The organism is Micromonospora sp. DSM 43699, from assembly GCF_055517075.1.
Genome location: NZ_JBTMMT010000012.1, coordinates 87,050 through 109,073, shown reverse-complemented (window position 1 = coordinate 109,073; position 22,024 = coordinate 87,050). Strand labels below are relative to the sequence as shown.

Annotated in this window: 18 protein-coding genes; 11 read left to right on the top strand and 7 right to left on the bottom strand. The window is 73.4% G+C overall.

Translation table 11 applies throughout. The features are described 5' to 3' along the window. The first annotated feature begins 82 nt into the window (after nucleotides 1-82). The 3 genes from AC0AIB_RS09230 (at nucleotide 83) to AC0AIB_RS09220 (ending at nucleotide 3,819) form a co-directional block, all read left to right on the top strand. Nucleotides 83-1,762, top strand: coding sequence for a right-handed parallel beta-helix repeat-containing protein (locus AC0AIB_RS09230; RefSeq protein ID WP_328347443.1), 1,680 nt, complete (start codon nucleotides 83-85; stop codon nucleotides 1,760-1,762). Between the two features lie 175 nt (nucleotides 1,763-1,937). After that, a complete protein-coding gene (locus tag AC0AIB_RS09225; protein WP_465096416.1) occupies nucleotides 1,938-3,212 on the top strand; it encodes a L,D-transpeptidase in 1,275 nt (424 codons plus the stop codon). Nucleotides 3,213-3,450: 238 nt separating this feature from the next. Beyond that, nucleotides 3,451-3,819, top strand: coding sequence for an STAS domain-containing protein (locus AC0AIB_RS09220; RefSeq protein WP_328347439.1), 369 nt, complete (start codon nucleotides 3,451-3,453; stop codon nucleotides 3,817-3,819). Between the two features lie 136 nt (nucleotides 3,820-3,955). Here the strand turns inward: AC0AIB_RS09220 and AC0AIB_RS09215 are convergent, their stop codons facing one another. Further along, on the bottom strand, nucleotides 3,956-4,339 hold the full coding sequence (locus tag AC0AIB_RS09215; protein WP_328347437.1) for an FKBP-type peptidyl-prolyl cis-trans isomerase: 384 nt from the start codon (nucleotides 4,337-4,339) through the stop codon (nucleotides 3,956-3,958). A gap of 247 nt (nucleotides 4,340-4,586) precedes the next feature. After that, complete coding sequence (locus tag AC0AIB_RS09210; RefSeq protein WP_465096415.1) at nucleotides 4,587-5,153, bottom strand: hypothetical protein; 567 nt, start codon at nucleotides 5,151-5,153, stop codon at nucleotides 4,587-4,589. A gap of 225 nt (nucleotides 5,154-5,378) precedes the next feature. On the opposite strand from AC0AIB_RS09210, the gene AC0AIB_RS09205 reads away from it, so the two are divergent. Continuing rightward, nucleotides 5,379-6,077: a CBS domain-containing protein gene (locus AC0AIB_RS09205; protein ID WP_328347433.1), complete on the top strand. Its 699-nt coding sequence runs from the start codon at nucleotides 5,379-5,381 to the stop codon at nucleotides 6,075-6,077. 55 nt (nucleotides 6,078-6,132) lie between these two features. Here the strand turns inward: AC0AIB_RS09205 and AC0AIB_RS09200 are convergent, their stop codons facing one another. Both AC0AIB_RS09200 and AC0AIB_RS09195 read right to left on the bottom strand, forming a co-directional pair. After that, on the bottom strand, nucleotides 6,133-6,852 hold the full coding sequence (locus AC0AIB_RS09200) for a helical backbone metal receptor (RefSeq protein ID WP_328347431.1): 720 nt from the start codon (nucleotides 6,850-6,852) through the stop codon (nucleotides 6,133-6,135). Between the two features lie 17 nt (nucleotides 6,853-6,869). Further along, complete coding sequence (locus AC0AIB_RS09195) at nucleotides 6,870-7,982, bottom strand: DICT sensory domain-containing protein (protein ID WP_465096414.1); 1,113 nt, start codon at nucleotides 7,980-7,982, stop codon at nucleotides 6,870-6,872. Between the two features lie 264 nt (nucleotides 7,983-8,246). On the opposite strand from AC0AIB_RS09195, the gene AC0AIB_RS09190 reads away from it, so the two are divergent. Then, the gene (locus tag AC0AIB_RS09190) at nucleotides 8,247-9,119 is read left to right on the top strand and encodes a hypothetical protein (protein ID WP_328347426.1); all 873 of its coding nucleotides are present in this window, start codon (nucleotides 8,247-8,249) and stop codon (nucleotides 9,117-9,119) included. A 304-nt stretch (nucleotides 9,120-9,423) separates the two neighbouring features. Next, nucleotides 9,424-10,722: a hypothetical protein gene (locus AC0AIB_RS09185; RefSeq protein ID WP_328347425.1), complete on the top strand. Its 1,299-nt coding sequence runs from the start codon at nucleotides 9,424-9,426 to the stop codon at nucleotides 10,720-10,722. A 336-nt stretch (nucleotides 10,723-11,058) separates the two neighbouring features. Here the strand turns inward: AC0AIB_RS09185 and AC0AIB_RS09180 are convergent, their stop codons facing one another. Then, nucleotides 11,059-11,406: a histone-like nucleoid-structuring protein Lsr2 gene (locus AC0AIB_RS09180; RefSeq protein ID WP_328348801.1), complete on the bottom strand. Its 348-nt coding sequence runs from the start codon at nucleotides 11,404-11,406 to the stop codon at nucleotides 11,059-11,061. Nucleotides 11,407-11,648: 242 nt separating this feature from the next. Here AC0AIB_RS09180 and lon point away from each other — a divergent pair, with 242 nt between their 5' ends. Next, a complete protein-coding gene (lon, locus tag AC0AIB_RS09175; RefSeq protein ID WP_328347423.1) occupies nucleotides 11,649-13,985 on the top strand; it encodes an endopeptidase La in 2,337 nt (778 codons plus the stop codon). 122 nt (nucleotides 13,986-14,107) lie between these two features. Beyond that, nucleotides 14,108-14,479 carry a DoxX family protein gene (locus AC0AIB_RS09170; RefSeq protein ID WP_328347421.1) on the top strand — a complete coding sequence of 124 codons (372 nt, stop codon included), beginning with the start codon at nucleotides 14,108-14,110 and terminating at the stop codon, nucleotides 14,477-14,479. Nucleotides 14,480-14,589: 110 nt separating this feature from the next. Here AC0AIB_RS09170 and AC0AIB_RS09165 read toward each other — a convergent pair whose 3' ends face one another. Beyond that, nucleotides 14,590-16,308 carry a DEAD/DEAH box helicase gene (locus tag AC0AIB_RS09165; protein WP_328347419.1) on the bottom strand — a complete coding sequence of 573 codons (1,719 nt, stop codon included), beginning with the start codon at nucleotides 16,306-16,308 and terminating at the stop codon, nucleotides 14,590-14,592. A gap of 188 nt (nucleotides 16,309-16,496) precedes the next feature. Between AC0AIB_RS09165 and AC0AIB_RS09160 the strand changes: the two genes are divergently transcribed. The 3 genes from AC0AIB_RS09160 (at nucleotide 16,497) to AC0AIB_RS09150 (ending at nucleotide 20,692) form a co-directional block, all read left to right on the top strand. Beyond that, on the top strand, nucleotides 16,497-17,045 hold the full coding sequence (locus tag AC0AIB_RS09160; protein WP_465096413.1) for a 2'-5' RNA ligase family protein: 549 nt from the start codon (nucleotides 16,497-16,499) through the stop codon (nucleotides 17,043-17,045). Between the two features lie 168 nt (nucleotides 17,046-17,213). Then, complete coding sequence (locus tag AC0AIB_RS09155; RefSeq protein WP_328347415.1) at nucleotides 17,214-19,475, top strand: glycoside hydrolase family 9 protein; 2,262 nt, start codon at nucleotides 17,214-17,216, stop codon at nucleotides 19,473-19,475. A gap of 260 nt (nucleotides 19,476-19,735) precedes the next feature. Continuing rightward, entirely contained in the window at nucleotides 19,736-20,692 is a 957-nt protein-coding gene (locus AC0AIB_RS09150) for a hypothetical protein (RefSeq protein ID WP_328347413.1), read from the top strand. Nucleotides 20,693-20,750: 58 nt separating this feature from the next. Here the strand turns inward: AC0AIB_RS09150 and AC0AIB_RS09145 are convergent, their stop codons facing one another. Continuing rightward, a complete protein-coding gene (locus AC0AIB_RS09145) occupies nucleotides 20,751-21,977 on the bottom strand; it encodes an SLC13 family permease (RefSeq protein ID WP_328347411.1) in 1,227 nt (408 codons plus the stop codon). Nucleotides 21,978-22,024 lie beyond the last annotated feature (47 nt).

Sequence of the window (22,024 nt, the reverse complement as noted above, 5' to 3'; positions counted from 1 at the left end):
TTCCGGTCGACGGGCCGGGAAACCGGCGGCGGTCGAGAACCCGCCGCACCGGTCGTGGACGCACCGCCGAGAGGAGTCTCCCGTGCCGTACCAGGGTCTGCCCGTCGCCCTGCGGGACCGCCGTCCGCCCGTGGCCGGTGCGCCGCTGTGGTGCAACGCCCACGACTACGGCCTGACCGGTGACGGGGTGACCAACGACCAGCCGGCGCTGGCCGCCCTGGTGGACCGGCTCGGTGACGGCTACGCGGCCGACGGGCGGGCCAGGGTGATCTGGTGCCCGCCGGGCATCTACTCCATCCGGGACGCCGGCACGGTGTGGCGCAGCGGGGTGTCGCTGATCGGCGCCGGCCCGGCCGCCACCCGGTTTTTGCTCAGCAACGAGGGCAATCGCAGCGACCCGACGCCACTGGCGTTCTGGACGGTGCTCCAGCACGGCGCGGACCGGGACCGGCACATCGCCGACTGCACCTTCGCCGACTTCGAGATCGACGGCTCCGGGGTGGCCCTCGCCGAGTACAACTACCTGGCCAAGGGCCTCGGGTTGCAGTACGTGGTGCGCGGGGTGTTCCGCAACCTCTACATCCACCACACCGGAGCGAGCGGACTGGGCTGCGACTTCCTCCAGGACACCCTGGTCGACGGGGTGGTGGTGGTCGGCTGCGGCCGGCTGGACAACGGCGAGCAGATGGGCGGCGCGGGCATCGGCATCGGCATCGGCGGCTGGGGCGACATGGAACGGCTCACCATCGCCAACTGCACAGCCCTGGCCAACGGCACCAACGGCATCTTCCTCGAACTCCAGAAGGACTACTGGACGCCGCCGCGCGGCTACCGGATCATCGGCTGCCACAGCCAGGGCAACCGGTTCGGCATCTCCGACTGGGGGGCCGACGGGCTGATCGTCACCGGCTGCACGATGACGGGCAACCTGGAGGCCGGCTACGACGTGTCCGGCAACGGCACCGCCGGAGTCGCAGGCCGGGGCGGTCTGCTCACCGACTGCGTCATCGACGGCAACGTGCGCGACGGGATCAGCGTGGGTAACACCCCGGGGCCGTACACGGTGCGCGGCAACCGGATCAGCAGCAACGGCGGGTACGGCTACCACCAGCACGACCTGGGCCGTGGCTACCCGCGCCCGGCGCAGGACGTGGTGGTGGAGAGCAACGAGTTCTGGGGCAACGGCCTGGACGCCATCCGGGTGGACCGCCCGATGACCGACGCGATGCTGCTCGACAACCGGATCCGCAACAACGGCCGGCAGTGCGCCGAGGCGTCCTGCGGTGGCGGCGAGTCGGTCCGCTACAGCGAACGGTCCCTGGTCGACCGGTCGGCGACCTGGGCGCAGGACAGCCACCGGGGCAAGGTGCTGCGGGTCGGCCGGCGGGTCGCTGTGGTGGCCGCCAACACCGCCACCGAGCTGCACCTCGCCCCGGTACGCCCGGACGCCTACTCCGGCTGGAGCGGGGACACCCCGCTGCCGGGCACCCCGTACGAGCTGCCGGCCGCGCCACCGGTCCGGGCCGGCATCGCGATCGCCGCGGCGTTCGACTCGGCGACCGTGCGGGGCAACCGGATCTGGGACAACCACGACGAACGCACCCAGACCCATGGGCTCTGGATCACGGCGGGAGGCAGTTGTGTCGGCTGCCGGGTGGAGGACAACGACCTGGCCGGCAACGCGGTGGCGGCGATCCGGTTGGACACCCCGCCGGTCGGGGGGCGCTGGGACCGCAACCACGGCGACCAGGACTGGGACTGACGACCCGTGTCATGCCGGCGCGGACGATCCCGGACATCGGTGCCTCCCGGCCCCGTCCGGCACCGCCCGGGTCCATAAGCCAGGCGTTCCCCGCCCGGTTCCCCGAAAAGCACGACCCGGCCCGAGAAACGCCGTACAGAATGTGGTCAAGGGGACTGGGAATGGGGGACGGAATATGGACGTGAGGCGGCGATTGACGCTTTTGGCGGTAACCATCGCAGCCGCACCGTTGGCCCTCGGCGGGTGCACCGCCGAGCGGAAGCCGGCGGCCGGGGCGGCACCCGGCGGGGCGGCCGGCCCCACGGTGTCGGTGAGTCCCGCCGATCGGGCGAAGGACGTGCCGATCAGCGCGGAGGTCGGCACCACCGTGAAGAACGGTCGGGTGAGCAGCGTGAAACTCACCGACGACAAGGGGAAGGCAGTTGCCGGTGAGCCGAGGGAGGACGGGTCGAGCTGGGTGCCTGCGGTCCCGCTGGGCAGCGGCCGCAGGTACACCGCAGAGGTGACCGCAACCGGCGACTCGGGCCGGACGACGGTCGGGCGCACCACGTTCACCACGGTGACGAATACGCACCGGCAAGCGTTGACCAGCGTGCTCTATTTCGCCGGTAACCAGACGTACGGCACCGCCATGCCGGTGACTGTGGCATTCGAGCCGGCAATTCCCAAAGAGGCCAGGGCGGCCGTGCAACGACGATTGTTCGTGAAGACCGACCCGCCGCAGCCGGGCACCTGGTCGTGGCTGGAGGACGGCAGCCAGGTCTACTACCGGGCACCTGACTTCTGGCGTACCGGTACGACGATCAGCGTCCGGTCCGCGCTGGCGGGCCTGCCGATCGGCAAGGAGTACGTCGGTGACGATGACCGGCGGTCCACCTCGAAGATCGGTCGGCAGGTCGCCTTGGACATCGACAACGCCACCAAGCAGATGTCGGTCTTCCAGGACGGCAGGCTGATCCGCAGGATCCCGGTCAGTCTCGGCAAGCCGAGCACGCCGAGCTCCAGCGGCAAGATGGTGATCATGGAGAAGCACCAGCAGACCCGCTTCGACACCCGGGGCGAGCCCGACGGGGGTTACGTGGTCGACGTCGAGGACGCCCAGCGCCTCACCTGGGGCGGCGAGTTCATCCATGCCGCCCCCTGGTCGGAGGGCGACCAGGGCTACACCAACGTCTCGCACGGCTGCGCCAACGTCTCGTCCACCGCCGCCGACTGGCTGATGGGCGTCACCCAGGTCGGCGACCTGGTCACCGTCAAGGGCACCGAGGTGCCGTTGCGACCGGGCAACGGCTGGACGGCCTGGAACACCAGCTGGGCCGAGTTCGCCAGGGGCAGCGCGCTGCCCGTACCGCCGGGCCTGAAGCCGGCGCCGACCACCAGCCCGGCGCACCCGGGCGCGGTCGCCGGGGGCTCGCCACCCGCACCCGCGCCGTCGGCCAGCGGCGGCTGACCACCCGCCGGGGGAGGAACGACCGGGTACGACCGGTCCGCCCTTGCGGGCGGCCGGTCGTACCGCGTCCTGCCAGGGGTTCCGCGCGTCTTACGGGCGCTGCGGGTGCCGCCTCGCGTGACCGGCGGTGCTCCACCCTGAGGAGGAGTCGGGGTCGGCTCCGGGGCGACCCTGGGACTACCCGGAAACCCACCTCGGGCAGGGCGGAAACGTCGGGGGTGGGGGCTAGATTCGGGGCATGACACAGGGAGAGGACCGCTTCCACGTGCGGCTCCGGGTGGCCGACGACGTGGTCGAGGTGCGCGCCGTGGGCGAGATCGACATCGCCACCGTCGGCGCGTTCCGGGCCGCCCTCTGGGCCGCGCCGGCCCGCCCGCTGCTCCGGCTCGACCTCTCCGGGGTCCAGGTGCTCTCCGCCGCCGGGGTGCGGGCGCTGGTCGCCGCCCACCTGAGGGCCCGGGCCCGGGGCGGCGAGCTGGTCGTGGTCGACCCCGATCCGGTGGTCGCCCGGGTGCTGCGGGCCACCGGCCTGCACCGGATCATCGCGGTCCGGCACGGCGACGCCCCGGCCGAGGTCACTCCCCGACGCCTGGCGGCCTGCGCCTGACCGATCACCGGGCGCCCCGGTCCAGGTCGCGTCCGTCGGGTCCACCGCCCGTCGCCCGGATCGGGTCGGCAGGTTCGTCGGTCGGCCGCGAGACCCGGCGGTGGGCCGCCGGACGGTGCCGGCGGCCCACCGGAGTTCAGCGGACGCCGAGCAGGTCGACGACGAAGACCAGGGTCTCGTTGGGCTTGATGACGCCGCCCGCGCCCCGGCTGCCGTAGCCCAGGTGCGGCGGGATGGTGAGCCGGCGACGGCCGCCGACCTTCATGCCCACCACACCCTGGTCCCAGCCGGCGATGACCTGGCCGCCGCCCAGGGGGAACTCGAAGGCCTCGCCGCGGTTCCAGGAAGCGTCGAACTCGCGGCCGGTGGAGTGGGACACCCCGACGTAGTGCACGTTGGCCAGCTGGCCCGGCTGGGCCTCGGGGCCGTCGCCGACGGTGATGTCCTCGATGACGAGGTCGGCCGGCGCGGCACCCTCGATCGGGCCGATCTCCGGCTTGCCTGCCTGGGGCGTGTTCATTGCTGATCTCCTCCGTCGTCGCACGATCGTCCGGTCGGTGTCGATCCTGCCCGATCGCGACGCACCGATCGGCGGCGGTCCCGGAGCCGGGTCCGCCGCAGGTGCCGACGCCACCCGTGCCGACACCACCCGCCGCGATGCCCACGTCCCTGCGCGGACCGCCGACCGGGGGTGGACGCCCGGCAGGGGCGTCACCGTCGAGGTGACGCCCTGCCACTCGGTCGGCTGGCCGGGCCAGCCGAACCGGCTACCTGAGCCAGCCGAACCGGCGAACCAGTGGGAGGGTGGCCCAGACCCGGCCGAGGCCGAGGGTGTTCCCCGCGCCGACCAGGGCGAGACCGGCCAGCACCGCGGCGTAGATCAGGTGGTCGTCCATGAAGAGGTTGTTCTCCGGAGGCAGGACGGCGGTCCACATCAGCACCATGAGCAGGCCACCGGTGACCGCGGCGAGCCGCATCCCGATGCCGAGCAGCAGGGCCACCCCGATCCCGGCGAGGCCGATCATGAACAGCCAGTCGGCCCAGGCCGCCCCGGCGATGTCCTGGTAGAGCCCCTGGAACGGGCCCTTCGCGCCGAAGGCGAGGAAACCCTTGGTCGGGCTGCCGCCGTGGATCCAGGCGTTCTTCGTCGCGGTCTCGTGACCGAGGCCGAAGAGCTTGTCCAGGAACGCCCAGAGGAAGATCCAGCCGAGGGCGAGCCGGGTACCGGCCCAGACGTACCGGGCGGCGCGCTGGCGGGTGGTCTCGGTCCCCGCCACCGGTGCGATGCTCCCGGCGGTGGTGTTCCGCTCGATCGTCGCGGTCATGGTCTCCACGTCCCTTCTCTGCCTGGCACCGCACTTCCCGGTGGCAGTTCCATTCCACGCCCGTCGGGCTGCTCGCGGCAGGGCCGACCGGTCCGTGCCGCGGCGGGACCTAAGTCCCCTGACGGGGGCGTCCGGACGGGACCTTCGACCCCGGCGGCACCGGTCCGTCCGCCTCTGCCCCGGCCGGTCGGGCCGGCCCTAACGTCGGTCGGGAGAGCCCCCGAGGAGGTCGTGATGAGGACGTGGCAGGTGGACGACGTGATGACCCGGGAGGTAGCCACGGTGGGGGAGGAGACCCCCTACCGGGCGATCGTCGACGTGCTGATCCGGCGGGGCATCAGCGCGGTGCCGGTGGTGGACGGGTTCCGTCGGGTGCTGGGTGTGGTGTCCGAGGCGGACCTGCTGCACAAGGTGGAGCATTCCGGGGCGCAGGAGGAGCGGCGGGTCTTCGTGGGCCGGCGGCGTCGGGAGTCCCTGGAGAAGGCCGAGGCGCTGCTGGCGGGGGAGCTGATGACAGCGCCGGCCGTCACCACCCGTCCGGGGGCGTCGCTGCCGGCGGCGGCGCGGCTGATGGACCGGGAGGCGGTCAAGCGGCTGCCCGTCCTCGACGACCTGGGCCGGCTGGTGGGCATCGTCACCCGCAGCGACCTGCTGAAGGTGCACCTGCGCAGCGACGCCGAGATCCGCGAGGACGTGGTGCAGGAGGTGTTGCGGCGGGTGCTGGCCGTCCGGGACGGTCTGGTCACCGTGCAGGTCCGCGACGGCGCGGTGACGCTGGACGGCCGGCTGGACCGGCGGACCGCCGCCGAGCTGGCGGTGAAGCTCGCCGGCCAGGTCAGCGGGGTGGTCCAGGTGACCAGCACCATCGGGTACGACCTGGACGACGCCACCGTGGCGCAGCGGACGCCGGGCGGGGTCACCCCGGTGGCCTGAGCACCACCGTGGGTCGGTCACCGGGGCGGGACGGTCGGGCGTCACCGCCCCGGGCTCACTCCCCGCAGACCGCGAGCTGGGCGGTGAGCAGGGCGGGTGCCTCGGCCAGGGACGGGCCGTACCAGGTGAGATGGCGGCCGGAGACCAGCGCGCAGGGGACGCCGGGGAAGGCGTCCGGCCCGTCCTCGGCGGTGAACGCGTACGGCTCGTCGGGGAGCACCACCAGGTCGGGCCGGCGGGCCCGCAGCGCGTCGAGGCCGGGACGCGGATAGCGCTCCGGGTCGTCGTCGTACAGGTTGACCACCCCGAGTCGGCGCAGCACGTCCCCGGCGAAGGTGTCCCCGCCGAGGACCACCCAAGGACGACGCCACACCGGCACCACGGCCCGGCGGACCCCGGCCCCGACGGTGGGATCGGCCCAGGCCCGGCGGGCGTCGGTCAGCCAGCGGGGTTCCCCGGTGACCCCCAGCGCGGCGAGCATCCCGGCCAGCTCGTCAAGCGCCTGCGGTACGGTCCGCGGGTAGGTGACCAGCACCGGCACCCCGGCCGCGGTGAGCGCGTCCGCGTCGGCCCGCCGGTTCTCCTCCACGTTGAGCAGCACCAGGTCCGGCCGCAGCTCCCGGATGCGGTCCAGGTCGGGGTACTTGCTGCCGCCGACCCGGGCGACGTCCAGCCCCGCCGGGTGGACGCACCAGTCGGTCGCGCCGACCAGCATCTCCGGTACGGTCGCCGCCACCGCCTCGGTCAGCGACGGCACCAACGAGACCACCCGCATTCCGTGTCCCCCCGTTCTCAGTGCTGGGCGGCGCTCGCGACGGCCTCCCGGGCGACAGTGGCCACCGGAACGCCCTCCCGGGCCGCCCACCCGACGGCGTGCCGGACCTCGGCCACCGGCATCGGCCGCCGGTCGGTCACGGTGACCGCCGCGTGCACCGCGAAGGACACGAAGGGGTACGACCGGGCGAGCCCGGCCACCGAGGCGTGCACCTGACCGGCCACCGCCAGCGCCTCCTCCCGGGTCAACGCCGGCAGGACCAGCAGGTACTCGTCGGAGGCGAGACGGACCGCCCGGTCCACCGGCCGCAGTGGCGCGGTCAGCGCGGCGATCACGGCCTGCGCCTCCCGGGCGGCACTGCGCCGTCCGAAGCGTTCGGGGGCGCCGGCGGGCTCACTGACCCGTACCCCGATCAGGGCCACCGGCAGGGTGCCTGCGGCGGTCACCCCGCCCATCCCGGTCCAGCGGTGCAGCGTCGGCTCGTCCACCAGCCCCGGCGGGCCCTCCACCGGCTCGCCGACCCGATCCGACCCGCTGCGGTGGGCGCGCTCTACCCGCTCGGCCATCAGCCGCAACGCCGCCTCGGCCCGGCTCTCGCCGGGGGTCGCCGGCAGGTCCCGGACCCGGCGTAGCACCTGGTCGATCGCGGTCAGTGCGGCCGGGGGGAGCCGGTCGCCGAGCTGCGCCCGCAGCCGGATCACCTCGTGCAGGGCCTCGTCCCGGCGGAAGCCCCAGCGGCCGGAGAAGAGCCGACCCTCCTCCAGCGTGCCGGCCGCCGCCACCTCACGCTGGTCCCGGGCCACCAGGCTGGCCCCGAACCGAGGGGTCAGCGCCACCACGCTCCACTCCCGCGCAAGCTCCTCGGATTCGTCAAGCGCCACCGCGTACGCCCCGGGTGGCAGCTCCGGTGGTGTCTCCCCGACCAGCCCGACCACGGTGACCGCCGCGCTGGCCGCGATCCGGCCGTAGCGGGCCTGTTCCCGCAGGAAGTAGGGCATCCGCTGGAACAGGGCGATCACCACCAGCGGCCCGTCCTCGGCGGTGGCCAGCGCCGACCGCTCGATGGCGTGGGAGACCGTGACGAGACTCCGCTTGGTCAACAGTTCCGGGGCCGGTCCGTCGTGCAGCACCCCGTGAGCGTAGAGAAACCGGTCGGGGCACACCAACCGCCCGGGACCGCCACCAACGTCCGGCACCGCACCGGCCGGCACCGACGCACCGACCGACGACGCACCGACCGACGACGCACCGACCGACGCCGCACCGACCGACGACGCACCGACCGGCCGCACCGACCGGCCGCACCGACCGGCCGCACCGACGAGGCGGGAACCGTGCTCGACGTCCTAGACTCGTCCGGTCACCTTCCCCGCCATGGACGGACCGACCCGACGATGACGCGTACCGCCACCGACGACGGCGCCCGGCTGCGGCCGGTCCCGGCCGGTGCGGCGCCGCTGTTCGTCCGTGCCGGCCATGCGGTGTACGCCGCCCGCCGGCTCGGCGACCTGGTGTCGCGGCGACCGGCCGGGGTCACCGGGCACCAGTGGAGCTCGGCCCTGCGGGAGGAGTTCGACCACGTCGTCTGCGCGGCCGACACCGGTGTCCCGCTGTTCGCCCTGACCGTCGGCCCCACCGCGCCGGCGGGTTCGGCCGGGCAGCGGGCCGAACGGATGGGTGCGGCGGTGTGCACCGCCGTGGGCCTGCCGGTGCTGCGGATCGGGTCGCCGACCCTGCGGGCCGCGCGACACGGCCGACGGATCGTCACGTACGTCGTGGATGCGCGCGCCTACGCCGCCGGTGCCGCCTCGGACGACCCGGACGACGCGCCGGTCGGCTTCCGCGACATCGTCGGCCGGCTGCCGGACGGGCGCACCGGGCCGGTAAACGACCTCGGCGCGTTGTCCCGGGTGGCGGCCGTCGAGGCGTACGTGTCCCGGCGGCTCAGCGACCCGATCGTGCGGGGGCTGCACGTGCATTGGCAGGGTGGGGTGGCCGAGGGCTGGAGCTGGGTCGAGGTGCGGCCCGGCCGGAGTCTGGTGGAGCGGGTCACCGTGCACGAGGCCCGGCTGCACTGCGGGATCGACCCCGGTCGACTGGCCGAGGATCTGGCGGCGGTGGCGGTCGGCGACCGGCTGGCCGGGGCGGAGTTCGACGAATCCACCCTGCTCGACCGGGAAGAGTTGCGGCGGCAGATCCGCACACTGCGGGACCGGCGGGACGAGTTGACCGCGCCGTTCGCCTTCGACCACCTCTGCGTGGACTGATCCGGCACACGACCGGCCGTCATTTTCCGGCGACGGTTGGTGACATTCCGGCCCGACCGGAAAACAGTCCCGGATCCTTCGATCCGCGTTGAACCTTCGTCCGCGCCGGCCCGTACCTAAGCGGGAATGGGCAGGATTTCCCCAGCCGCGCCACCCGACGCGGCGGACGGTGCGGGAAGGCATCGTCGGCCATCGACGTGCGACCGGAACGTCGCAGTGCCCCGGGCGGGGGCGACGGACCCGAAAGGGCGTCTCCTCGTCGGGGACACGAGTCAGGTACCGGATCGAGAAGGAGAGCAATTCGATGCGCAGGTCCACAGGGGCACGCCGGTCATCCGGTAACGCGCGGAGCAAGCGGCTGCTGGCGGCGGTCGGTGCGCTCGTCGTCTTCGGCGGCATCGCCGCCGTCACCCAGATCTCCTCGGCCGGGGACAAGCCGAGGCAGCAGACCCGTAACGTCTCGTCGGCCTGCGTCGCACCGAGCCCCGGTGCCACCTCGCCGAGCGGGCGCGGCAGCACCACCCAGACGTGGCAGAACGGCCGCTGGGTCCGTAACCACTGGGGTGACGGGCAGATGTCCGTCGCCGAGTGCCAAGCCGTCAAGGCCGGCAACGCGCCGGTGACCACGCTCGCCTCGACGGTGGCCTGCCCGGAGGTCACCCCCCGGCTGCCGCAGATTCCGGCCCAGGCCAAGGCCGAGGTGGACAAGGAACTCGCCCTGCTCAAGACCCAGATCGACGACGCCAACAAGCGGTTGGCCGCCGAGGGGCGCAACGGGCAGGCGTTCATCAACAACGCCATCCTCGGCCCACTGGCCGACAAGCGACGGTCCGCGCTGAACCGGATCGCCACCGCGATCGGCCGGTTCGCCCAGCGCCCGCAGGGCCTGGATCAGCTCGCCGGCTGCCAGGTGGCCGCCAACAACGGCGGCCAGAACGGTGGCAACAACAACGGCGGCCAGAACAACGGCGGCCAGAACGGCAACAACGGCGGCCAGAACGGCAACAACAACGGCGGCCAGAACAACGGCGGTCAGAACGGCAACAACGGCAACGCCCTGGGCGTGCTCGCGAAGGACTGCGGCAACAGCAAGCTGCAGCCGCACGACGGCTTCCAGAACGGCAACCGCTGCGTCAGCACCGCCTTCGGTGAGGTCGGCGCGGCGGCCAGCAACCCGTCGCTGCTGATCACGCAGTTCCCGAACCAGGTGCGACGCAACCAGGCGTTCAGCCTGAAGGTCTCCACCCGTAACCTGGTCCGGGACCGGTTCCTGGCGGCCGGCCAGGGTGGCTACTACGTGGAGAGCTCGGTGCTCAACGGCCAGGGTCTCACCCGCGGCCACTTCCACACCGCCTGCCGGATGCTCCAGAGCACCAACCAGGCCCCGTCCAACCCGCAGGACGTTCCGGCGTTCTTCGTGGCCACCGAGGACGGCAAGGGCGGCAACCAGGCCGACGACGTGACCATCCAGATCCCGGGCCTGCCGCAGTCGGGTACGGCGCAGTGCGCGGTCTGGGCCGGCGACGGCTCGCACCGGGTGCCGATGATGGAGCGGGCCAACCAGACCCCCGCCTTCGACGTGGTGCGTATCCAGGTCAACTGACCGGACGGACGACGACGGCGACGGGCCGCCCCGGGTGATCCCGGGGCGGCCCGTGGTTTTCGTGGGACTCCACCCGGTCGGCCCGAAGCCGCCCGCCCTGTGGTGCGGGCCGGCCCGTGCCGACCCGCCTGTGGTGCCGGCCACCTGCCGACCCCGGGCCGTGGTGCGGGCCACCTGTGCCGACTCCGGGCCGTAACTGGTCGCGGCTGACCGGGCCGGCAACGGTTTTCGGCGGCGGGCCGACGGTTGGAAATTGTGGACAGCACGAAAAGCGCCGGGGTCACGCTGATATCTCAGCGTGACCCCGGCGCATCCGATCGTGACCCGACCTGCCGGTCAGCGGTTCTTCCACGCCTCCACGACCGACACCGGGATGCGACCACGCTCGGAAATCTCGTGGCCGTTCTTGGTCGCCCATTCCCGGATGGCGCGGTTCTGCTCGCGATCCATTCCCGAGACCCCGGCCCGCGCGGGGCGGCGAGCCGGGCGACCGGCGTCGACCACGCCCCGACCCATTCGGCGGCCAGCGGTGATGTATGCGTCGAGCGTCTTGCGCAGCACCCCCGCGTTCTCGTCGGAGAGATCGATGGTGTACGCCGCCCCGTCCAGGCTGAACTCGACGGTCCGATCGGCCTTTCCGCCGTCGAGGTCGTCGGTCAGAACGGTGATTACTTTCCTTGCCATCGCCATTACTCCCTGTGTTGAGCGGGGTGTGCTAAGAGTTTGACCTATCTGACGCCAAATCCGCAACAATACGCCTCCCTTTCATTTGGCGGGGCGCGTGAATCCTGGGAAATCCGGGTCCGGGCAATGCTGGCCGAGGGTGATGGTGCCCCCGGGATGTGTCCTGGGTCACATCCCGGAACATGGGGAACGGTTTGTGACTTGAGTGAGACACGCTCAACTCAACCGATGGCAGGTGTCCGATGGCAACCCTTCCGGTACTTCCCCTGACCGACGTCGTCCTGCTGCCCGGCATGGTCATCCCGGTGACCCTCGACCCGACCACCCAGGCCGCGGTCGACGCGGCCCGGGCCAGCGGTGACAAGACCCTGCTCGCCGTGCCGCGCATCGACGGCGAGTACGGCCCCGTCGGCACGATCGCCACCATCGAGAAGGTGGGCCGGCTCCCCGACGGTGAACCCGCCGCCGTGGTGCGCGGCCTGGCCCGCGCCCGGATCGGCTCCGGGGTCCCCGGGCCCGGCGCCGCCCTCTGGGTGGAGGCCACCCGACTCGACGAACCCGCACCCGCCGGTCGCGCCCGTGAGCTGGCCCGGGAGTACCGGGCCCTGATGACCTCCGTCCTTCAACAGCGGGGCGCCTGGCAGGTCATCGATGCGATGGAGCGGATGACCGACCTGTCCGAACTGGCCGACGCGGCCGGCTACGCGCCCTGGCTCAGCCTGGGCCAGAAGACCGAACTGCTCGCCGCGCCGGACGTCAACGCCCGGCTGGAACTGCTGGTCGGCTGGGTCAGGGAGCACCTGGCCGAGCAGGAGGTCACCGAGCAGATCAACAGCGACGTCCGGGACGGGCTGGAGAAGTCCCAGCGGGAGTTCCTGCTCCGCCAGCAGCTCGCCGCGATCCGCAAGGAACTGGGCGAGGACGAGCCGGACGGCTCTGCCGACTACCGCGCCCGGGTCGAGGCGGCCGACCTGCCGGAGAAGGTCCGCGAGGCGGCCCTGCGCGAGGTCGGCAAGCTGGAACGGGCCAGCGACGCCTCTCCGGAGGCGGGCTGGATCCGGACCTGGCTGGACACGGTGCTGGAGATGCCGTGGAGCACCCGGACCGAGGACGACACCGACCTGGCGGCGGCCCGTGCGGTGCTCGACGCCGACCACGCCGGCCTGGCCGACGTGAAGGACCGCATCCTGGAGTACCTCGCGGTGCGCAACCGCCGCGCCGAGCGCAACCTCGGCGTGGTCGGCGGGCGCGGTTCCGGCGCGGTGCTCGCCCTCGCCGGCCCGCCCGGCGTCGGCAAGACCAGCCTCGGCGAGTCGGTGGCCCGCGCGCTGGGCCGCAACTTCGTCCGGGTGTCGCTCGGCGGCGTCCGCGACGAGGCCGAGATCCGCGGCCACCGGCGCACCTACGTCGGGGCACTGCCCGGTCGGATCGTCCGCGCACTGCGCGAGGCCGGCTCGATGAATCCGGTGGTGCTCCTCGACGAGGTCGACAAGCTGGCAGTCGGGTACGCCGGTGATCCGGCCGCCGCCCTGCTGGAGGTGCTCGACCCGGCGCAGAACCACACCTTCCGGGACCACTACCTGGAGGTCGACCTCGACCTGTCCGACGTGCTTTTCCTGGCCACCGCCAACGTGGTGGAGAGCATCCCCGGCCCGCTGCTGGACCGGATGGAACTGGTCACCCTGGACGGGTACACCGAGGACGAGAAGGTGGCCATCGCCCGCGACCACCTGCTGCCCCGGCAGCTCCAGCGGGCCGGGCTGACCGCCGAGGAGGTCACCGTGGCCGACGAGGCCCTCGCCCGGATCGCCGGGGAGCACACCCGGGAGGCCGGCGTCCGGCAGCTCGAACGGGCCCTGGCGAAGATCCTGCGCAAGGTCGCCGTCGGCCTGGCCACCGACCCGGCCCCGGTCCGGGTCGACATCGGCAACCTGGCCCGCTACCTGGGCCGGCCGAAGTTCACCCCGGAGTCGGCCGAGCGGACGGCGGTGCCCGGCGTGGCCACCGGCCTGGCCGTCACCGGTGCGGGTGGCGACGTGCTCTTCATCGAGGCCACCAGCATGGAGGGCGAGCCCGGGTTGACCCTGACCGGGCAGCTCGGCGACGTGATGAAGGAGTCCGCCCACATCGCGTGGTCGTACCTGCGCTCCCACGGGAGGCGGTACGGCCTCGACCCGAACGTCCTCGCCGGACACCGGATCCACCTGCACGTCCCGGCGGGCGCGGTGCCCAAGGACGGCCCGAGCGCCGGCATCACCATGGTCACCGCGCTGGCCTCGCTGGTGACCGGCCGACCGGTGCGGCCCGAGTTCGGGATGACCGGTGAGGTGACGCTCTCCGGCCGGGTGCTGCCGATCGGCGGGGTGAAGCAGAAGCTGCTCGCCGCGCACCGGGCCGGCCTCACCGAGGTGATCATCCCGGCCCGCAACGAGCCGGACCTCGACGACCTGCCCACCGAGGTACGCCAGGCATTGACCGTGCACACCCTGGCCGACGTCGCCGACGTGCTCGCCCTGGCGTTGCGCCCGGCCGACATCGACGCGGAGACGCTCGGCGGTCGGCCGGTCGGCGCCGCCTGACGGTCATCCCCGCCGGCTCCCGACGTCCACCGGGCGTCGGGGGCCGCCCGGCCCCGTAGCCTGAACCCGTCCCGTTCCCCGCATCCGCCACCGTACGGTGGCACCCCCGGAGGCGACCGCCCGTGAACGTGTTCCTGTGGATACTGCAGATCCTGCTCGCCGCGCTCTTCGCCGGCGCGGGACTGACCAAGCTGACCCAACCCAAGGAGAAGCTGCGCGACCGGATGAGCTGGGTGGAGAACGTGCCGCCCACCCAGGTCAAGGCGCTCGGCGCGGTCGAGGTGCTGGCCGCGATCGGGCTGATCCTGCCCGGCCTCACCGGCATCGCCACGGTGCTCACCCCGCTGGCCGCCGTCGGGCTGGTGATCGTGATGGCCGGCGCGGTCGTGGTGCACGCCCGGGCCAAGGAGCACCCGGGCACGGCGCTGACCGCGGTGCTGCTGGTCCTGGCGGCGATCGTCGCCTGGGGTCGCTTCGGGCCGTACCCGCTGTGAGGGACCACACCGCGCTGAGCAGACACCCGGTCTGAGGGACCGGTCCGCTCCGCGCAAGCGCGACCGGCCCGCGCCCCCGGTGGGGATGCGGGCCGGTGTCGCGTGGTGGTTCAGTGCCCCTCGCCGCCGCGGTCGCGCCGTACGGTCGCCTTGCGGCCCTTGATGGTGCTGTTGCGCAGGCCCGCGATCACCTCGTCGGCGACGCCCTGCGGCACCTCCACCAGGGAGAACCGGTCGGCGATCTCGATCGAGCCGATGTCCCGGCCGCTGACGTTGGTCTCCCCGGTGATCGCACCGACCAGGTCCTGCGGGCGGACCCCGGCGCGGCGGCCCAGGCCGATGAAGACCTGCGCGGTGCCGCCCGTGCGGGACCGGCCGCCACCGCGCCGCTCCCCACCCCGACCCTCGAACCCCGGTCGGGACTCCCGGGGCGCCCGGACCGCCACCTGTGGGATCTCCTCCTCGTCGTCGGAGCCCGGCAGGGCCGCCTCGTGGGCCAGCTTGACGGCCGCCAGCGCCACCTCCATCAGGTCGAACTCGTCGGACAGCGACTCGACGATCACCCGGAACGGGTCCAGGTCGTCCTCCAGCAGGCTCTCCCGCAGCGCCGCCTGGGTCAGTGCCATCCGTCGGGTCCGCAGGTCGGCCACCGTCGGGATCTTGTCGATGTCGATCCGTTGGCCGGTGACCCGCTCGATGGTCTTGAGCATCCGGTGCTCCCGGGGCTCGGCGAGGGTGATCGCCACCCCCTCCCGACCGGCCCGGCCCACCCGGCCGATCCGGTGCACGTACGACTCAGGAGCCGACGGCACGTCGTAGTTGACCACGTGGGTGAGCTGCTCGACGTCCAGCCCGCGGGCCGCCACGTCGGTGGCCACCAGCAGGTCGGCGGTGCCGGCACGCAGCCGTCCCATCACCCGGTCCCGCTGCTCCTGGCTCATCCCGCCGTGCAGCGCCTCGGCCCGGTAGCCGCGTCCGTTCATCGTCTCGGTGAGCCGGTCCACCTCCTCCCGGCTGCGGCAGAACACGATCGCCGCCGTCGGGGACTCCACGTCCAGCACCCGACCCAACACCGCCGGCTTGTGCGCCCGGGTGACGATGTACGCGCTCTGCCGTACCCGGGGTGCCTCGCCGGCCACCGGCTGCTCGCGCCCGATCTGGATCCGTTCCGGGTCGGTCAGGTGCTTACGGGCCAGTCCGTCGATCCGGGCCGGCATGGTGGCCGAGAAGAGCACCGTCTGGCGCTGGGCGGGCGCGTGCTCCAGGATCGCCTCGATGTCCTCGGCGAAGCCCATGTCGAGCATCTCGTCGGCCTCGTCCAGCACCACCGTGGCCAGCGAACCCAGCCGCAGGGTGCCCCGGGCGATGTGGTCCAGTGCCCGGCCCGGGGTCGCCACCACCACGTCCACGCCCAGGTCCAGGGCGCGGAGCTGGCGGCCGATCGGCTGGCCACCGTAGATGGGCAGCACCCGGGCACCGAGGTCCTTGCCGTATCGGTGGAACGCCTCGGAGACCTGCACCGCCAGCTCCCGGGTGGGCACCAGCACCAGCGACACCGGGTCGCCGCCGCTGCGGTCGTCCGGCATCCGCTGCAACAGCGGCAGGGCGAACGCGGCGGTCTTGCCCGTACCGGTCGCCGCCTGCCCGAGCAGGTCCCGGCCGGCCAGCAGCAGCGGGATGGCCTCCCGTTGGATCGGGGTCGGCTCCTCGTAGCCGAGCGCGGAGAGGGCGCCCAGCAGTTCGGCGCGCAGCCCGAGATCCACGAAGGCGGGCACCGTGTCGGAGTCGCCGGGGGCGGAGAGGTCGGTCGGTGTAGGTGCGGAACTCATGGGGCAAAGTTTTCCATCACCCCGGTCGGGCCGTTCCGCCGACCGGCACAACCGTGCCGGTCGGCACAACCCGTGCCCCCGCCCTGCCTCCCCGCCCGGGTCGGCCCGACCGGCCAGCCCACCGCCGGAGCAGGCCCGCCCGCCGGGATGGCCGTCCCGGTCACCGTCCGCCGGTTAGCCTGGCGGGCGTGCGTACGGTCGAACTGCTCTGCTGCCCGACGCTGGAGGAGACGGTGCGCGCCGCCTGGGGCCGGCTGGCCGGGGCGGGGCTGCCCAGCCTGGCCCGGCACGGCCACCCGACCAACCGGCCGCACCTGACGCTGGCGGCCGTCGAGGCGTTCCCGCCCGGCGCGGTCGACCGGCTCGCCGGGCTCCTCGACGCCGCGCTGCCCCTGCCGGTCCGGCTGGAGCGGGTGACGGTGCTCGACGGCAGCGCCCCGCTGGTCTGGCTGGTCCGGCCCACCGCCGCGTTGACCGCCCTGCACGAGGCGGTCTGGGCGGCGCTCGACGGGGCGGACGGCCACCGGCCCTGGCACGCCCCGGGCCGGTGGGTTCCGCATCTGAGTCTCGCGCTGCGCTTCCGCGATCACGACCGACGGTTGGCCCGTGCGCTTACCGACGGCGACCGGCCCGAGGGCCGGTTCGTGGCGGCGCGCAGCTACGACGGCGACACCCGCACCGTCCATCCGCTGGGCGGCGGCATCCGGACGGCCCGGCTGCCGGGTGACGGCACCTGAACCGTCCCCGTCAGGGCCGGCCTGCACCGGCGACCACTTCCACCCGGACTGATGCTGGTCTATGGTGGTCGGAGCGCTCCCGTCGACGGTCTGTCCGACCGCCCGACAGATCGCCGCTGCGCCGGCCCGGTCGGGTGGTCACTGCCATCACCACCCGGAAGAGGCCCCATGCCCCAGCATCCCCGACGGCGTCCGGTCGCGCTCGCGGCCGCCGCCCTGCTCGCCCTCGGTGGGCTCGCGGCCGTGCCGCAGCTCGCCTCCGCCGCCCCCGACCCCGGCTCACCGGTCAAGGTCAACCAGGTCGCCTATGTCCCGGGGCTGCCCAAGCAGGCCACCGTCGTGAACACCGCGACCGCTCCGCTCGGCTGGACGCTGCGCAACGCCGCCGGCGCCACGGTCGCCTCCGGGCAGACCACGGTACGGGGTGCCGACACGCTCTCCGGCGACTCGGTGCACGTCGCGGACTTCTCCGCCTACGACACCCCGGGCACGGGCTACGTGTTGTCGGTCGGCGGGAGCAGCAGCTACCCGTTCGACATCTCCGCCGACCCGGTGCGCCGGCTGCGTGGCGACTCGCTCGCCTTCTTCTACCACCAGCGCAGCGGCACCCCGATCGACGCCCAGTACGTCGGTGCCCGCTACGCCCGCCCGGCCGGGCACGTCAACGTCGCCCCGAACCGGGGCGACGACAACGTGCCGTGCCGCACCTCCTGCGGTTACACCCTGAACGTGCGCGGTGGCTGGTACGACGCCGGTGACCAGGGCAAGTACGTGGTCAACGGCGGCGTGGCCACCTGGCAGCTACAGAACATCTACGAGCGGACGCTGTACGTCACCGGGGCGGACCGGTCGGCGGTGGCCGACGGCACGCTGGCCATCCCGGAGCGCGCCAACGGTGTGCCGGACGTGCTCGACGAGGCCCGCTGGGAGCTGGAGTTCCTGCTCAAGATGCAGGTGCCGGACGGTCGGAGCAACGCCGGCATGGTGCACCACAAGATCCACGACCAGAACTGGACCGCGCTGCCCACCCGTCCCGAGCTGGACAGCGAGCCCCGGCTGCTCTCCCCGGTGAGCACCGCCGCGACCCTCAACATGGCGGCGGTGGCCGCCCAGGCGTCCCGGCTGTGGAAGCCGTTCGACTCCGCCTTCGCCGCCCGGGCCCTCGTGGCCGCCGAGAAGGCGTACGCGGCGGCGAAGGCCAACCCGAACCGGCTGGCCCCCGCCACGGACAACACCGGCGGCGGCGCGTACGAGGACGCCACCGTCAGCGACGAGTTCTACTGGGCGGCGGCCGAGCTGTACGCGACCACCGGCACGGCCGGCTACCGCACCGACCTGAGCGGCTCCCCGCACGCCCGCGGCGCCAGTTTCACCCGTGGGGCGTACGACTGGGGTTGGACCGCCGGGCTGGGTGACACCACCCTGGCACTCGTGCCGACCGGCCTGCCCACCGGTGACGTGAGCGCGATCCGCTCGGCGATCGTCTCCTTCGCCGACCGGATGCTGGCCCAGACCGCCAACCAGGGCTACCCGGCCCCGGGCAGCGGCGACGGCCGGTACTACTGGGGTTCCAACGGCGCGGTAGCCAACAACGCCAACGTGCTCGCGGTGGCCTTCGACCTGACCGGCACGGCGCGGTACCGCAACGGGGCCTACGCCGCCTACGACTACCTGCTCGGTCGCAACCCGCTGAACCAGTCCTACGTGGCCGGCTACGGGGACAAGCCGGTGCGCAACGTGCACCACCGGTTCTGGGCCAACCAGAACGACGGCTCGCTGCCGATCGCACCGCCCGGTTCGCTCTCCGGCGGCCCGAACAGCGAGTTGCAGGACCCGGTCGTCCAGGCCCAGCTCGGCGGCTGCAAGCCGCAGAAGTGCTTCGTCGACGACATCGGCGCGTATTCGGTCAACGAGGTGGCGATCAACTGGAACTCGGCGTTTGCCTGGCTGGTGCACTGGGCGGCCGAGCAGGCCGGCACCGGCACCACGCCGAACCCGACGCCGACGCCGACGGTGTCCCCGACGGTGACGCCGACCCCGACGCCGACCGGCACGCCCACCGGGCAGCCGACGCCGACCCTGCCGCCGCCGACCACCACGCCCCCGGCGGGCGGCGGGTGCGCGGTGACCTACTCGGCGAACAGTTGGAGCACCGGGTTCACCGGCAGCGTCACGATGACCAACACCGGCACCGCGGCCTGGTCGTCGTGGCGGTTGACCTTCCGGTTCACCGGCAACCAGCAGATCAGCCAGGGCTGGTCGGGCCGGTTCAGCCAGACCGGCAGCGAGGTGACGGTGACCAACGAGAGCTACAACGGCGCGGTCGCCCCGAACGGTTCGGTCAACCTCGGCTTCAACGCCTCCTACAGTGGCGCGAACCCGACCCCGACCGGGTTCGCCGTGAACGGGACGGCCTGCACGGTGCGCTGACCGCCCCCACCGTGGGCCGCCGTGTCGCAACCGGCGGGCGGCCCACGGTGGCCACCGGGCCGATCCGGGGCGTGGTGCCGGCCGGGAAGGTCCACACCCCGCCCCAGGTCCAGTGCCGGCCGTCGCTACTGGAGCCCGCCTCCCGGGATGCACGTCGCCCTTCGAGGGGCATGGGCGGAATGCTGGTTCTCTGCCGGTTCACAGCGTTTACGGTGCTTTCAGGTTCATCCGCACCGTGTCGTACCGGGAGAGGACCGACCATGCGCGTGCCCAGCCGAAGCCCCGGCCCACAGGCCGGCGTGACCCCGCCCGCCCCGGCCCGGCGGACGCCCGTTTCTACGCGCGCCGCCCTCCCGGTCGCCCCCGACCTCGACGCCTACCGGGAGGCGGTGGCGGAGCTGCTGGTCGAGGTCGGCGCGCTGGCCGGCACGGCCGCCACCGCCGCCCGTCAGGTGCTGCTCGACCAGCGGTTGCGCGAACCGGCCATCGCCGACGTGCTCGACGCCACCGAGCAGGGCGTGCTCGGCGCCCGCGAGACGCTGCTGCTGGAGCTGGCCCGCCACCAGCCCGCCGGCCGCACCTCGGCCGCCGACCTGACCGCGCTGGTCCGCAGCTACCTGCTCTCCCGCATCGACCTCATGTGGTGGCGGGACGCCCTGCTCCTGCGCACCGACGAACAGGTCGACACGCACCCCGACCTGATCGACCTGGAGTGGTTGCGCCGACGCGGCCTGCTCGGCTTCCGCTACCGGGAACAACCGGCGGGTCTCCTCGGCCGTGGTGCCCACGCCGTGCGTCGCCGGCTGTTGCCGGAGGCCGCCCCGCCCACCGTCGGGGTGCCGTTCCGGCGGACCCGGCGGGAGATCGTCGCGCTCCTCAACGACCTGGCCCGGGAGTTCGCCCGGTCCGCCCCGGCGGGCACCCCGCCGCTGTGGGTGACCGGCCTGGCCCACAGCGCCGAACACCGGTACCGGTTGCGGCGGCTCGGGTATCCGGCCATGCTCCCCAGCGGGCACTGCCTCGGCTGGGCGGCCGACGTGGAGTTGGCCTGGTACGCCCGGTTCGGCGCGCGCGACGTGCTGGCCGAGATCCTGCTGGCCCGGCAGGCCGCCGGTGAGGTGAACGTCGTCGACGAGGGGACCGTCTGGCACGTCTGCCTGGCCCCCGCCGCCCGGGCCCGGCTGCGCTCGGCGTACGAGGCCGAGATGGGGATCTGAGTCCGGTCCCGGCGACCCGGATGGCTGGCCGCTCGGGCGCCGCAGGCCGGGTGTGCCGTCAGCCGACCACCAGCAGGGCGAGCACCGCGGCCAGCGTGGCGAGTACCGCGACCACCGCGCTGGTGGCCACGAACCGGCCCAGCGGCACGGTCACCCCGGCGGCCCGGCAGCGCTCGTACCACAGCAGGGTGGCAAGCGACGCCCACGGCACCGCCAGCGGGCCGACGTTGGTGCCGATCAGCAGCGCCAGCAGCCGGGTCTCGTCACCGGGTGGGAGCACCGCCTCGCCGGCCAGGTAGGCGGGCAGGTTGTTGACCAGGTTGGCCAGGAACGCGCCGGTGCCGCCGGCCCGCAGTGCCCCCACCGCGCCTCCGGCGTCCCCGAGCAGCACCGACACCAGGTCGTCCAGCCCGTGCCGGCCGAGGGTCTGCACCACCAGGAACAGGCCTGTCACGAAGACCAGCAGCCGCCAGGGCAGCAGCGCCGGCCGTAGGGTCCGCCGGGACCGGACCGCGAAGCCGAGCACCACCAGCCCGGCGGCGACGGCGGCGGCGACGCCGATCTCCACCCCGGCCAGGATGCCGCCGACGAGCAGCAGGCAACCGGCGACCGCCGTGCCGAACAGCAACCGGTCCGCCGGTCGGTACGGCGGGGGTGGGGTGAACCGGTCGGCGTCGCGTCGGCCCCGCCGCCAGTACCAGAACCACAACCCCGCCATGGTCACCATGATCGCCGCGACCTGCGGCAACGCCATCCTGGTCGCGTACGCGAGGGGGGCCAGGTCGATCCGGTCGGCGGCGAGCAGGTTGGTCAGGTTCGACACCGGCAGCAGCAGGCTGGCGGTGTTCGCCAGCCAGACCGTGGTCATCGCCAGCGGGCCCGGGGCGGTGCCCAGCTTGCGGGCCAGCGCGATCATCACCGGGGTGAGCAGGACCGCGGTGGTGTCCAGGTTGAGGGCGATGGTGGTGACCGAGGCGAAGCCGACGCAGAGCAGGAACAGGGCGGCGAAGCTGCCCCGGGCGGCGACCGCCAGCCGGGTGGCCAGCACGTCGAACACCCCGGCGACGGCGGTCAGCTCGGCGAGCACCACCACCGCGCCGAGGAAGAGCAGCAGCGGCAGGATGCGGTGCAGCGTCGCTTCGGCGTCGGCCCGGGGGAGCAGGCCGGTGACCACCGCGCCGACGCCGAGCACGGCCAGCCCGATCGCCACCTGGTCCAGCGGGTGCAGCCGCGGACGACGGGAGCGGTCGGTAGGTACGGGCGGTACGCCGCCGGCAGGTGCCACGGCGCCTGATCCTCGCACAGCCGGCCCGGGGCCGACGCCGGACCGCC